Source organism: Pectobacterium brasiliense, assembly GCF_013449685.1.
GTDB classification, from domain to species: domain Bacteria; phylum Pseudomonadota; class Gammaproteobacteria; order Enterobacterales; family Enterobacteriaceae; genus Pectobacterium; species Pectobacterium brasiliense_A.
Map to the genome: position 1 here is coordinate 18,665 of NZ_JACDSF010000019.1, position 12,854 is coordinate 31,518.

At 54.1% G+C, this 12,854-nt stretch carries 15 protein-coding genes; 6 read left to right on the forward strand and 9 right to left on the reverse strand.

The features are described from left to right. Positions 1–3: 3 nt before the first annotated feature. The 6 genes from fabI to sapA all read right to left on the reverse strand — a co-directional run bounded on the left by fabI (position 4) and on the right by sapA (position 6,337). Complete coding sequence (gene fabI / locus H0248_RS09670) at positions 4–792, reverse strand: enoyl-ACP reductase FabI (protein WP_137739860.1); 789 nt, start codon at positions 790–792, stop codon at positions 4–6. A 193-nt stretch (positions 793–985) separates the two neighbouring features. Then, entirely contained in the window at positions 986–1,801 is an 816-nt protein-coding gene (gene sapF / locus H0248_RS09675) for a putrescine export ABC transporter ATP-binding protein SapF (protein ID WP_180785781.1), read from the reverse strand. After that, positions 1,801–2,793, reverse strand: a complete 993-nt coding sequence (gene sapD / locus H0248_RS09680; RefSeq protein ID WP_180785782.1) for a putrescine export ABC transporter ATP-binding protein SapD — start codon at positions 2,791–2,793, stop codon at positions 1,801–1,803. The genes sapF and sapD overlap by 1 nt, the downstream gene beginning before the upstream one ends. 16 nt (positions 2,794–2,809) lie before the next feature. Further along, the gene (sapC, locus tag H0248_RS09685; RefSeq protein ID WP_180785783.1) at positions 2,810–3,700 is read right to left on the reverse strand and encodes a putrescine export ABC transporter permease SapC; all 891 of its coding nucleotides are present in this window, start codon (positions 3,698–3,700) and stop codon (positions 2,810–2,812) included. Next, the gene (sapB, locus tag H0248_RS09690) at positions 3,687–4,652 is read right to left on the reverse strand and encodes a putrescine export ABC transporter permease SapB (RefSeq protein WP_180785784.1); all 966 of its coding nucleotides are present in this window, start codon (positions 4,650–4,652) and stop codon (positions 3,687–3,689) included. The genes sapC and sapB overlap by 14 nt, the downstream gene beginning before the upstream one ends. Next, complete coding sequence (gene sapA / locus H0248_RS09695) at positions 4,649–6,337, reverse strand: ABC transporter substrate-binding protein SapA (RefSeq protein WP_180785785.1); 1,689 nt, start codon at positions 6,335–6,337, stop codon at positions 4,649–4,651. The genes sapB and sapA overlap by 4 nt, the downstream gene beginning before the upstream one ends. A 171-nt stretch (positions 6,338–6,508) precedes the next feature. Here sapA and H0248_RS09700 point away from each other — a divergent pair, with 171 nt between their 5' ends. The 3 genes from H0248_RS09700 to H0248_RS09710 all read left to right on the forward strand — a co-directional run bounded on the left by H0248_RS09700 (position 6,509) and on the right by H0248_RS09710 (position 9,334). Continuing rightward, a complete protein-coding gene (locus tag H0248_RS09700) occupies positions 6,509–6,949 on the forward strand; it encodes an antitoxin Xre/MbcA/ParS toxin-binding domain-containing protein (protein ID WP_095699673.1) in 441 nt (146 codons plus the stop codon). Continuing rightward, entirely contained in the window at positions 6,946–7,434 is a 489-nt protein-coding gene (locus tag H0248_RS09705; protein WP_014915697.1) for an RES family NAD+ phosphorylase, read from the forward strand. The genes H0248_RS09700 and H0248_RS09705 overlap by 4 nt, the downstream gene beginning before the upstream one ends. Positions 7,435–7,801: 367 nt before the next feature. Then, on the forward strand, positions 7,802–9,334 hold the full coding sequence (locus H0248_RS09710; RefSeq protein ID WP_180785786.1) for a cellulase family glycosylhydrolase: 1,533 nt from the start codon (positions 7,802–7,804) through the stop codon (positions 9,332–9,334). A 68-nt stretch (positions 9,335–9,402) separates the two neighbouring features. Here H0248_RS09710 and pspF read toward each other — a convergent pair whose 3' ends face one another. After that, the gene (gene pspF, locus H0248_RS09715; RefSeq protein WP_110163938.1) at positions 9,403–10,392 is read right to left on the reverse strand and encodes a phage shock protein operon transcriptional activator; all 990 of its coding nucleotides are present in this window, start codon (positions 10,390–10,392) and stop codon (positions 9,403–9,405) included. 225 nt (positions 10,393–10,617) lie between these two features. Here pspF and pspA point away from each other — a divergent pair, with 225 nt between their 5' ends. The 3 genes from pspA (at position 10,618) to pspC (ending at position 11,953) form a co-directional block, all read left to right on the forward strand. After that, on the forward strand, positions 10,618–11,283 hold the full coding sequence (gene pspA / locus H0248_RS09720) for a phage shock protein PspA (protein WP_010276756.1): 666 nt from the start codon (positions 10,618–10,620) through the stop codon (positions 11,281–11,283). Positions 11,284–11,363: 80 nt separating this feature from the next. Beyond that, positions 11,364–11,588, forward strand: a complete 225-nt coding sequence (pspB, locus tag H0248_RS09725; protein WP_110163936.1) for an envelope stress response membrane protein PspB — start codon at positions 11,364–11,366, stop codon at positions 11,586–11,588. Then, complete coding sequence (gene pspC / locus H0248_RS09730; protein ID WP_180785787.1) at positions 11,588–11,953, forward strand: envelope stress response membrane protein PspC; 366 nt, start codon at positions 11,588–11,590, stop codon at positions 11,951–11,953. Before pspB ends, pspC begins: the two co-directional genes overlap by 1 nt. Positions 11,954–12,045: 92 nt before the next feature. Here pspC and H0248_RS09735 read toward each other — a convergent pair whose 3' ends face one another. Next, positions 12,046–12,600, reverse strand: coding sequence for a hypothetical protein (locus tag H0248_RS09735; protein WP_308415659.1), 555 nt, complete (start codon positions 12,598–12,600; stop codon positions 12,046–12,048). Then, a complete protein-coding gene (locus tag H0248_RS09740) occupies positions 12,597–12,854 on the reverse strand; it encodes a hypothetical protein (RefSeq protein WP_039557263.1) in 258 nt (85 codons plus the stop codon). Before H0248_RS09740 ends, H0248_RS09735 begins: the two co-directional genes overlap by 4 nt.

Here is a 12,854-nt window from a genome sequence, read left to right on the forward strand (position 1 = left end):
GACTTACTTCAGTTCCAGCTCGTTCATGGCAGCGATGCTGAAGCCGCCGTCAACGTGCAGGACTTCACCGGAGATACCGGCTGCCAGATCGGAACACAGGAACGCAGCAGAGTTGCCCACGTCTTCAATGGTAACGACACGGCGGATTGGCGTAACAGCTTCGCAATGCGACAGCATTTTCTTGAAGTCTTTGATGCCGGATGCAGCCAGTGTACGAATCGGGCCCGCAGAGATGGCGTTAACGCGCACGCCCTGAGCACCCATCGCATTCGCCATGTAACGAACGTTCGCTTCCAGAGACGCTTTTGCCAGACCCATTACGTTGTAGTTAGGGATGGCACGCTCAGCACCCAAATAGGACAAGGTAACCAGCGCAGAGTTCGGGTTCAGCATCTTACGGCAGGCTTTCGCCATCGCGACGAAGCTGTAAGAGCTGATATCGTGAGAAATGCTGAAACCTTCACGGGTAACGGCATCAACGTAGTCACCGTCCAGTTGGTCGCCCGGTGCGTAAGCAATGGAGTGCACGAAGCCATCAAAGTTCGGCCATACGTTAGCCAGTTCGGTAAACAGTGCTTCGATGCTGGCATCTTCAGCGACATCACACGGCAGAACGATGCTGGAACCCAGTTCGCTGGCAAAGCCTTCAACGCGTGCTTTCAATTTTTCGTTCTGATACGTGAACGCCAGTTCGGCACCTTCGCGCTGCATTGCTTGTGCAATACCGTAGGCAATAGAACGGTTGCTGGCAACACCTGTTACCAGAATGCGCTTACCGGTAAGAAAACCCATAGAAGTAATCCTTGTGATCATTGTTGCTGCGATCGCCACCTTTGTACCCGTAAATCTACGTGGCAAGTGACGACCGAGATGAATAAACCGCGCAATTCTACCATGTTGGGGACGGTAGCGGTACTCCGAGCAGTATCCGCCTTTTTCCACAGCCCTGTGGCTGTCTCGGGGATGCTGCCGTGGTGCGCGGAGATTAACGTTGTGCGCCGTCGCGTCGCCAGGCGTCGGCGCTGAGCGCTTCGCCGAAGTGGCTGGCAATCAAACGTTTCGTCAGGTCATGGAGCGGGGCGGACAACACATCGGCGGTACTGCCGCGTTCGACCACTTCGCCAGCCTGCATCACCAGAATCTGGTCGCTGATGTGTTTCATCATGCCCAGATGCTGCGTCACGTAAATATAAGAGATACCGTGCTTTTCCTGTAACTCCAGCATCAGATTGATAATCTGTGACCGCATAGACATATCCAGTGACGCCAGCGCCTCATCGGCGACAATCACTTTTGGTTGCAGGATCAGCGCCCGCGCCAGACCGACGCGCTGTTTTTGCCCCGGCGCGAGCGCATGTGGATAGTAATAGGCGTGATCGGGACGTAGCCCGACCTGATGCAGCGCTTGATTAATCGCTCTTTCACGCGCTTCGGCGCTGAGATCGGTATTCAGCCGCAGCGGGACATCCAGCAGTTGCCCGATGCGCTGACGCGGATTGAGGGCATTGCTCGCATCTTGAAAGATCATGCGGATGCGCTGGCTGCGGTAGCCGTAATCGCCGTAACGCAACGGATGATCATCGATAACCAGCTCGCCGGACGTCGGCGCGATCATGCCCGACAGCATTTTAGCCAGCGTCGATTTCCCCGATCCGTTCTCGCCGATGATGGCGAGCGTTTGCCGTTCACGTAGCGTAAAGCTGACGGACTTCACAGCCTCAACATGCTGACGACGGAACAGCCCGGTCCGATAGCGGAACGTCTTGGTCAGGTTGCGGGCTTCAAGCAGCATCTCAACCATTACGGTTCCTCCATGTTGAGCGGGAAGTGGCAGGCATATAAGTGGTTCTTAACGGAAAGCAGCGGCGGCGTTTGCATACACTGCTTTTGCGAATACGGGCAGCGTGGGCCAAGCCGGCAGCCAATCGGCAGGTGCTCCAGCGAGGGGATCGCGCCGTTCAGGGTGTTCAGTCGGCTTTTGTGCGGCAGAGAACGACCGAAATCGGGCATGGCGCGAATCAGCGCCTGCGTATAAGGGTGGTGCGGCGCGGTGATCAAATCTTCACAGGTGGCGCTCTCCACCGTCTGCCCACAATAGAGCACGTTGATCCGGTCGGCCCATTTGCTCATGGTTTGCAGGTCATGGCTAATGAGCAGAATCGTCGTGTTATTGTTCTGGTTCAGGCGCGACAGCAGGCGGAAAATCTGCGCCTGCGTGGTGGATTCCATCGCGTTGGTCGGCTCATCGGCAATCAACAGGCGCGGTTGGTTCGCCAGCGCGATAGCAATCATCACCTTCTGACACTCGCCGTCGCTCAGCTCATAGGGATAGCTGCCCATAATATCTTTGTGATCTTTAATCCCGACGCGGTGCAGCAGTTCAATTGCACGGCGTTTGCGCCAGTTAAACCGTTGCCACCAGCGGCCTTTGTACGTCCAGCCTGGAATCGCCTGTACCAGCTGCTTACCGACGCTTTCGGACGGATCGAGACAGGATTGCGGCTCTTGGAAAATCATGGAGACGTTATGGCCGACCAGCTTACGCCGCTCGCGTGACGACAGTTGCAGCAGGTCGATATCATTGAAGCGGAAGCGATCGGCTGTCACGCGCCAGTTTTCTTTGGTGATCCCGCAAATGGCTTTAGCGATCAGGCTTTTACCGGAACCGGATTCGCCGACCAGCCCGCGAATTTCACCTTCGTTCAGCGTCATACTGACGCGGTCGACGGCTTTTACCGCGCCCTCGGCGGTCAGAAATTCAATCGTCAGGTTACGGATATCAAGTAATGGCATAGGGAGTTGTCGCCTCTTATTCCGTTTCCGCGACGAGCGCGCGGTGGATGCCGTCGCCCAGCAGGTTGACGATTAACACGCTCAGCGCGATAGCCGCGCCGGGCAGCATGACGGTCCAGGGAGCGGCATAAACCAGCTCCAGCGAGTTGCCAAGCAGGGCACCCCATTCGGTCGTCGGCAACTGCGCGCCCAAATCGAGAAAGCCCAGCGCGGCGATATCCAGAATGGCAATCGACAGCGCGCGGGTAAATTCGGCAACCAGCAGCGCGGCGATATTGGGCAGCACGACGTACCACACCAGATAAAACGTGGACGCGCCATCAAGACGCGCGGCGATCATGTACTCTTTATCCATTTCATCGTGTACGGCGCTGTAAATAGTTCGCACCATACGTGGCAACAGTGCCAGCCAGACGGCGAGCATCGCGTGCTCGAGCTTGGGGCCGATAAAGGCGATGACCACAATCGCCAGCAGCAGCGATGGAATAGACAGCAGCGTATCCAGAATATGGTTGAGCATCGCGGAGCGCAGCCCGCGTGTGACGCCCGCAAAGACGCCCAGTACGATGCCGCACAGCGCCGCTGCATAGGTGACGATGAGCGATGCGCCGACGGTCGGCGCTGCGCCACTCAGCAGGCGGCTTAACTGATCGCGACCTAAATCGTCGGTGCCAAGAAAGAACGAGACTTCACCGTAGCGAGACCAGGAGGGGGGCAGCAACTGATAGCCCAAAAATTGCTGGTCAACTTCATAAGGCGCGAGAAATTTGCCGAACAGGCACAGGCCGATCAGAATCAGAAAACCGTATAGCCCAATCATCGCCAGCATATCCTGATGGAATGCTCGCCAGGTATCGCCTAGTCGGCTAGGCAGCCGTTTTTCGCTAGAGACGTTATCGTAGGGCATACCATTCCTTATGTTTCAACGGATTTGCCATGGCACCCCAAATATCGGACAGGATGTTGACCGTTATGACCATTGCGCCGACCACCATCACGCCCGCAGAAATCGCCGCGAAGTCCTGCTGGCGAATGGCGTTCACCAGCCAGCGACCAATCCCCGGCCAGTTAAAGACCACTTCGGTAATCATCGTCAGCGTCAACATGGTGGAAAACTGTAACCCTAGTTTGGGAATAATCGGCGGCAGCGCGTTGTGAATCAGGTGACGACGAATGATCGTAAAGCGCGACAGTCCACGAGTTGCCGCCGCTTTCATGTAGTTTTTGCTGATAATTTCCGTGGTGCTGACGCGCATCAGGCGGATCACTTCGGTGGTCGGCCCGACGGCCAGCACGGTAATCGGCAAAATCAGGTGGCGAATGGCGCTGACGATCATTTCACCGCGATGTGGCGAATCTGACAGCCAGGCGTCAATCAGTGCAAATCCGGTGACGGTTTTCACCTGATAGAGCAGGTCGAAGCGGCCTGAAACCGGCAGCCAGCCGAGGTGCAGCGAGAAGAAGAGCGTCAGCAGCAGCGCTAGCCAGAACACCGGCAGGGAGAAACCGATGAGCGCCAGCGTGCTGATCACAATGTCCGCGCCGCGGTTCTGCATTACGCCAGCGGTAATCCCCAGCGGAATACCGACCAGCAGCGAGAGCGCAAATGCCAAAAGACAAAGCTCGATCGTGGCCGGAAACACTTCTTTCAGCAGTTCGCTGATGGCCTGTCCGTTAATGCTGGAGCGACCGAAATCTCCCTGAAGCAGGCTGGTGAGGTAAAAGTGATAGGCATCAAACAGCGCTGCGCCGTTGAGCGGAGCGTTGGGCGTGTAGTAACTGAGGCTAAAGCCAACCAGCGTCAGCAGTGACAAGGTCACTATCAATAACACCAGACGTCGCAAGGTAAAGATAATCACGGCTGTGCTTCCTCCACGGTTTCCGGTGCAGAAGGCTTCTGCTGCGCCTGTTGATCTTCGCGGAAGACGCCCGCGAACGAGGCATTGCCGAAGGGACTTAATACCAGCCCTTTCATGTCATAGCGGTAAGCCAGCAGTCGTAATGACGACGCCAGCGGCAGAACGGGTAACTGTTCCGCTAGAATGCGCTGTGCCTGCTGATAATAGTCAATCCGCTTAGAAAGCTGCTGTGACGAGAGCGCGTTTTGCAGCACTTCATCAAACGTGGGGTCGCACCAGTGCGCGTAGTTGCTCTGGGAGCGTATCGCCGCGCAGCTTAGCAATGGTCGGAAAAAGCTGTCCGGGTCGTTACTGTCCGTTGCCCAGCCTGCCAGTGTTAAATCGTGGCTAAGCTCCATCAGCCGCGCTTCCTGAAAACGGCCTTCCACCGGAACGATGGTTACGGTGACGCCAATTTGCGCTAGATCGGCCTGTATCAACTCTGCCGTTTTCAGCGGGCTAGGGTTGTAGGACTGTGAAGCACTGGGAACCCACAGGCGCAGGTTGAGGTTAGTTAGCCCCAGTTCCTGCAAGATTTGTTGCGCTTTTTGCGGGTTATATTCCGTAATCTGCGATTCATTGTCGTATGCCCACGATGCACGGGGCAGAATAGACGCCGCCGTTTCCGCCGTGCCGTAATAAATCGACTGCATTAGCCTGTCGTTATTGATCGCCAGTGCGATGGCTTCCCGCACGCGGCGGTCATCCAGCGGCGGTTTACGCACGTTGAAGGCCAGGTAGGCGACGTTCATGCCGGGACGCAGCGAGAGACGCAGACGGGGGTCGTTACGCAGGATCGTCAACTGGCTGGCAGCCGGATAGGCGAGGACGTCACATTCGCCCGTCAGCAGTTTGGATAAGCGACCCGTCCCGCCGGAACCGAGATCGACAACTACCTGCCGCATGCGTGGCAGGCCGCGCCAGTAATTACCGTTGCGCGTCAGGCGAATATATTGCCCGTTGCGGTATTCATCGAGCAGATAAGGGCCGGTGCCGACCGGTTCGCGATCCAGCCGTTCCTTTTTGTCCTCTTTGGCCAGACGCTGCGCGTATTCCGCAGACAGAATCGGCGCGTAGTGCGTGGCCAGATGCCAGAGAAAAGAGGCGTCCGGGCTGTTGAGCCGAATCTCAATACTGTACTCGCCCAGCTTGCGGATGCTTTGCACCGAATCGGCAAATTGCAGGCTGTCGAAATAGGGATATTCGCCGCCGTTGACATCATGATACGGGTGCTTTTCGTCCAGCATGCGCTGGAAGCTGAATATCACGTCGTCGGCGTTCATATTGCGGGTTGGGCTGAACCAGGCGGTGTGCTGAAACGGCACATCGCGGCGCAGGTAGAAACGGTATGTCGAACCGTTGTCCGAGACTTCCCAGCGCTGGGCCAGTTCAGGCATCAGACGATAGGTATAAGGATCGACATCCAGCAGGCGATCGTAAAGCTGCGCCGCCAGCGTATCAATGGTGACACCGCTGCGCGCCATCTGCGGATTAAATGTGTTCAGGACATCATTGACGCAATAAACAAAACCGCTCTGGCGAATATTGTCCAGCGGAGCAGGCGGCGTTAGCACGGACGGCGGTGCGGCCAGTGCAGGCAACGTCAGCCAGGTGAGTGCCAGTGCGAAACAGGTTTTTCCGAACATACGGGATTTTTCAGTCAAGACGGTTATACACAGAGTGTATCGCACTCTTGGCATCCTCCCCACTCTTGTTATGCGCGTCTGGCGACTTTCCAACCGTTTGAGCCACCAGATGAATGATTGAAAGCGTCATAATGAATGCTATAGTTAAGTCACAATGACGAGGAAATAACTATGAATGCAGAAATCAGTCTTAAAGTTGAAAACTTTGCTCGTGAAGCCGAGTTGCCTGATGGCGTTTTCCATGACCCGTTGATGTTCGTTAATGTCGTGCGCGGTGGGATCTCCGGCGCGATGCTGAAGCGTGGTGCGGATGCCAGCGGGCTAAGCCGTAAGCTGATTGGCTCGGCGCTGTCCGTCGATCCGTCGAATATCTCCCGCTTATTCCGTCGTAAGCATTTAACGCTGGAGCAGGGGGAAGCGGCGCTGGAGACGTTCCGCTTGTGGCTGAAAGCCATGACGACGTTTGAAGATGAAGTGAAGGCGCAACTGTGGATGGAGAGCGGCATTCCGGCCTTTGGCGGGAAAACGCCGGCGGAAATGCTGGATACGCACAAAGGGCGCCAGTTGGTTGATAACGCGCTGAATCGTATTGAATACGGCGAATTTATATGAGGCTTTACCGCATTACTAAAGCGGTCTGGCTGGAGGCGTTTTCAGGACAAACAGGCGTAAGTTTCCAGCACGGTGCGCGTTTCAATCAGCCCAACACGCCAGTGCTCTATTTCAGTGAAACGCCCGCCGTCGCGATGCTGGAAATGGGGAATTATCTCCCTTCGCCGCAGTTGCTGCCCGCCAGCTATCGTTTGGGTGTATATGAACTGCCGGACGACGTCCCGCAAGAATCCATCACGTTGGATATGCTGCCCGAAGACTGGCATCGCTATCCGTTTATGCCGGACGTGCAAGCACTGGGATCGCGCTGCCTGAACGCTGGGCAATCGCTGGTGATTTGGGTACCGACCAGCGCCGTTAAGCCATTTGGCAGCATGCGTAATGCGCTGATTAACCCGCTACATCCCGCGTTAAGCCAGCTACGCCTGATTGAGGCGATCCCGGATTTCTACAGTCATAGGCTGTTTAATCCGGTAGGACACTAGGTTTGCCATCGGCAGGAACCCTATAGTCAGTATGGTAATGAGAAAAATTCTCAACAAAGTGCTTTACAGATGATACTGATAACTATTATCATCATTTTCGCACTTCGACGGTGGCTTCTCGCAGGCACTGAAGGAGAGCACGACATTGCTCACATTGCTTCCAGTATTATCTTAGCCAGCCGACGTGCTGGCTTTTTTTTGCCTGCAAAATGACCTCACCAGATACTTATCTTACTTACTATTTCTCTATAAATAATTAATAAAATCAATATGGTTGGGATGTTTCCTAAATTGTTTGCGGGAACGAAAATCTCCCTTATCATGCCTACACCCAAGATCATGGGTGTTCACAATGGAGATAAGGAATATGTGGATGAGAAGGAATCAAATTGTCAGGAAATTGACGTTAGGGGTGGTAACAACGGTGCTGGGGATGTCGCTCAGCTTTTCAGCATTATCCGCTACGCCAGTAGAAACGCATGGTCAGCTGTCCATCGAAAACGGACGACTGGTGGATGAACAGGGGAAAAGGGTGCAACTGAGAGGGGTCAGTTCGCACGGTTTGCAGTGGTTTGGCGACTATGTCAACAAAGATTCGATGAAGTGGCTGCGTGATGACTGGGGGATTAACGTATTCCGTGTCGCCATGTACACGGCAGCGGATGGCTATATTTCCAATCCTTCCCTCGCCAATAAGGTAAAAGAGGCCGTTGCGGCGGCGCAAAGCCTCGGCGTTTACATCATCATCGACTGGCATATCCTGTCGGATAACGATCCCAATATTTATAAAGCACAAGCAAAAACCTTCTTTGCCGAAATGGCTGGGCTGTATGGCAGCTCGCCGAACGTGATTTATGAAATCGCCAATGAGCCAAACGGTGGCGTGACATGGAACGGGCAGATTCGGCCTTATGCGCTGGAAGTGACTGACACCATCCGTAGCAAAGATCCCGATAACCTCATTATCGTCGGTACGGGCACCTGGAGTCAGGATATCCACGACGCGGCGGATAATCAGCTGCCCGATCCGAATACGATGTACGCGCTGCATTTCTATGCCGGCACGCACGGGCAGTTCCTGCGCGACCGCATTGACTATGCACAAAGCCGTGGCGCCGCGATTTTCGTCAGCGAGTGGGGCACCAGCGATGCGTCCGGCAACGGTGGGCCGTTCCTGCCTGAATCGCAGACCTGGATCGATTTCCTGAATAACCGCGGCGTAAGCTGGGTGAACTGGTCGCTTACCGACAAGGCTGAGGCATCCGCCGCGCTGGCACCGGGAGCGAGCAAATCAGGTGGTTGGACAGAGCAGAATCTGTCGACGTCAGGTAAATTTGTCAGAGAGCAGATTCGCGCGGGTGCGGATCTGAGCAATGGCGATAACGGTGGCGATACGCCGACTCCGCCAACGGAACCGACTAACCCAGGTAATGGAACAACGGGTGACGTCGTGCTGCAATATCGCAATGTGGATAACAACCCGTCCGATGATGCTATTCGTATGGCCGTTAACATCAAAAATACCGGAAGTACGCCGATCAAGCTGAGCGATCTGCAAGTGCGTTACTACTTCCATGATGATGGCAAACCCGGCGCGAACCTGTTTGTTGACTGGGCGAACGTTGGCCCTCACAACATCGTGACCAGTACAGGGACACCAGCCGCCAGCACCGACAAAGCCAACCGCTACGTTCTGGTGACCTTCAGCAGCGGAGCCGGTTCCCTCCAGCCGGGTGCGGAAACCGGTGAAGTGCAGGTGCGTATCCACGCGGGTGACTGGAGCAACGTGAATGAAACGAATGACTATTCATATGGCGCTAACGTCACAAGCTATGCCAACTGGGATAAGATCACCGTGCACGATAAAGGCACGTTGGTATGGGGTGTGGAGCCGAAATAGCACGTCGCTGACCTATTAATCTAGTAATCCTGCGGGCGTGAATTCGCCCGTATTTTCTTTCCAGACCGTCACTCATTTACCACAATGTCGTGTTTCTTTAGCAATCCACGCAGTTGGTGATAGGTTAATCCCAGCAGCTCAGCGGCTTTACGCTGGTTAAATTTTGCCTGAGTTAATGCCCGATCGATCAAGCCTTTCTCTTGTTCCAATAGCCACGGTTTCATCTCCAGTGGTAAATCCGGCTGGCCGGTTGTCGCACGCGGTGGCGTTTCCTGAACGGCGGGAGTGCGGCGGAAAGGATTCAGAATGATGGCATCAAGAGGCTGTTCGCTGTCGCCGTGACGGTACACTGAACGTTCAACCACGTTTTTTAGCTCACGGATATTGCCCGGCCAATCGTAATTCAGCAGCGTTTCGCGCGCAGCAGGCGTAAAACCGGGAAACAGCGGCAGATGCAATTCGCGGCACATCTGAATCGCGAAATTATCCGCCAGCAGCATGATATCCTGCTGGCGTTCACGCAGCGGTGGGAGCTGCACAACGTCAAAAGCCAGACGATCGAGCAGGTCTGCCCGGAATTTACCGCTGGCGGCAAGCGCAGGCAGATCGTCGTTGGTCGCGCACACCAGACGCACGTCAACCTGTAGCTGATCTCTGCCGCCGACGCGCTCCAGCATGCCGTATTCGATCACCCGCAATAATTTTTCCTGCACCAGCATCGGCGCGGTAGCCAGTTCATCCAAAAACAGCGTTCCGCCGTCGGCGCGTTCGAAACGTCCCAGATGGCGCTTCTGCGCCCCGGTAAAAGCACCGGCTTCATGACCAAATAGCTCGGAGTCGAGCAGATTCTCGTTGAGCGCCGCACAGTTGAGGGAAACGAACGGCCCTTGCCAACGCGGGGAAAGGTAATGCAGGCGGCTGGCGATCAGCTCTTTACCGGTACCGCGTTCGCCAATCACCAGCACGGGCTTATTTAACTGTGCTAACTGCGACACCTGTTCCAGAACCTCCAGAAAGCTGTTGGCTTCGCCCAGCAGGTTCTCTTTTTCCTGAAGCATGATGTTTCACCGTGTTATTTTTACTAACTGTTAGCGTATTTGACTAATCTAGCGGAAAGGGGAAAATAGTCAAAATTATCTATTCTTTAATTTTCAGTTAGTTAAATTGAATTAAAAGTTGGCATGCTTATTGATATACCTATAGGGAGATCGCGACTGGCTCGGCTGGTCACGGTGATAAATCAGGCGTAATCAGACGCTGGAAATCATGAAGAGGATGTAATTATGGGTATTTTTTCTCGTTTTGCCGACATCGTGAACGCCAACATCAATTCATTGCTGGATAAAGCTGAAGATCCGCAGAAATTGGTGCGGCTGATGATTCAGGAAATGGAAGATACGCTGGTTGAAGTGCGTTCAACCTCGGCGCGGGCGTTGGCAGAAAAGAAACAGATTGCCCGTCGTATTGAACAAGCGCACGGTCAGCAGGATCAGTGGCAGGAAAAAGCCGAGCTGGCGCTGCGTAAAGATAAAGACGATCTGGCCCGTGCGGCGCTGATTGAAAAGCAGAAGCTGACCGACCTGATCGCGGTGTTGCAGCATGAAGCCGAAAGCGTGGATGAAACGCTGGAGCGCATGAAGCGTGAAATCGGTGAGCTGGAAAACAAATTGAGCGAAACCCGCGCTCGCCAGCAGGCGCTGACGCTGCGCCACCAGGCTGCGGCATCGTCGCGTGATGTGCGTCGCCAGTTGGATAGCGGTAAGCTGGATGAAGCGATGGCGCGTTTCGATCAGTTCGAACGCCGTATCGATACGATGGAAGCCGAAGCTGAAAGCCACGGATTGGGGAAACAAAAATCGCTGGATCAGCAGTTTGCCGAACTGAAAGCGGACGATGAAATCAGCGCGCAGTTGGCAGCACTTAAGGCTAAAGTTAAGCCAGCAGAGTAATAAGAGCGTAAACGCCATCGGATGGGCTGTCGTTAGAAAACGGCAGCCACCGGCGTGTGAATAATAACTAAGGAGACACAATGAGTGCGTTGTTTCTTGCCATTCCGCTGACCATTTTCATGTTGTTTGTGGCACCGATATGGCTTTGGCTACATTACAGTCAGCGTAAAAACGGTGCTCAACTGGGACAAAACGATATGCAACGTCTGACACGTTTAACGGAAGAGTCCAACCGTATGCGTGAGCGTATCAGGGCGCTGGAAGACATTCTGGATGCAGAACACCCGGACTGGAGAAAATCGTAATGAAAAATACGTGGTCAGGTAAAACGTTATATCGCATACCGGAAGAAGGCATGCTGAAAGGGGTTTGTGCTGGTTTAGCGCGTTATTTTGACGTGCCGGTGAAGCTCCTGCGGATAATCGTGGTGCTGTCGATGTTTTTCGGCCTGTTCTTTTTCACCATGGTGGCTTACATCATTCTGACCTTTATGCTCGATCCGGCTCCATCGGGAATGGGATTTGAGGATGAAAAGACGGCTCGCACACCCAGCCAACTGCTGAATGAGGCGGATGCGACCTTGCAGGCTAGCGAACAGCGCCTGCGCAACATTGAGCGCTATGTCACCTCGGATACGTTTGGCGTTCAGAACCGCTTTCGTCACCTGTAATTTGTCATCAGTTATACGCTTTCGCTGACCTTATCCACCTTACGACTTGAGTCGAGAGTGGATAATGTCGCGCTGCTTTTTCGCTGCAATCTCTATGATCCGATCCCGCTGTGCATGGGATGCCAGCCATTTCCTTCTTTTGCACTGTAGCGAATATTTTGCAGTGGTATGCGCTGCCACTGCCCATTGCTGTCTTGCTCGATTTCGCTGGCATGAACGCGACAGCGGAACCGCAATGTATCGGTTTCCAGTTGGAACTGATAAAGCTTCCCTTCTTCGGGCGTGAAATAAGTATCCACAAGGCAGGTATGCTTACCTTCAACGTAAACATTGACTACTTCGGTTTCTGCACCTGCAATGAGTTGCGTTTCGTAGTAGTCAATATTGTATTTCTCTCCGGCAACTTTTGGCATCCCCCGATCCACTGTATTCTGTAATACCCACTCACTGGAGCGTATCAGTCCACCTTTGCTTTCACCATTGAGCATTTGATAAAGGCTGGTTTGCTCAGTGTTATCGACAATTCTCAGCCATGGGGCATGAGCACGTTGAGGTGGGGGGACGAAAAAAGTATGGTCTGGAATAAAGGCACAGCCCGCAGCGGTCAGAATGACCGCTGCGTTCGCAGAACGCAGCAACCGTTTCACCGTTTATCTCCTTTACTGTATTCCATGCGCATATGTATCCAGACACCCAGGCCAATGACTGGCCCTGAAGCGATGCCAATTCGCAGAGCCTTAGTCAGTAAAGGTTGCCATTGCATACCTGATGGCATTTGCAGGATAAACTGGTAGTAGAGCCATACCCCAAAATAGACGAGTGCCACCGTGCAGGAGAGCGCCAGGAAGCAGCCAGCCATCAGATAGAAAAGCGTACTAAAACCAGGTTTTTTTGTACTCAC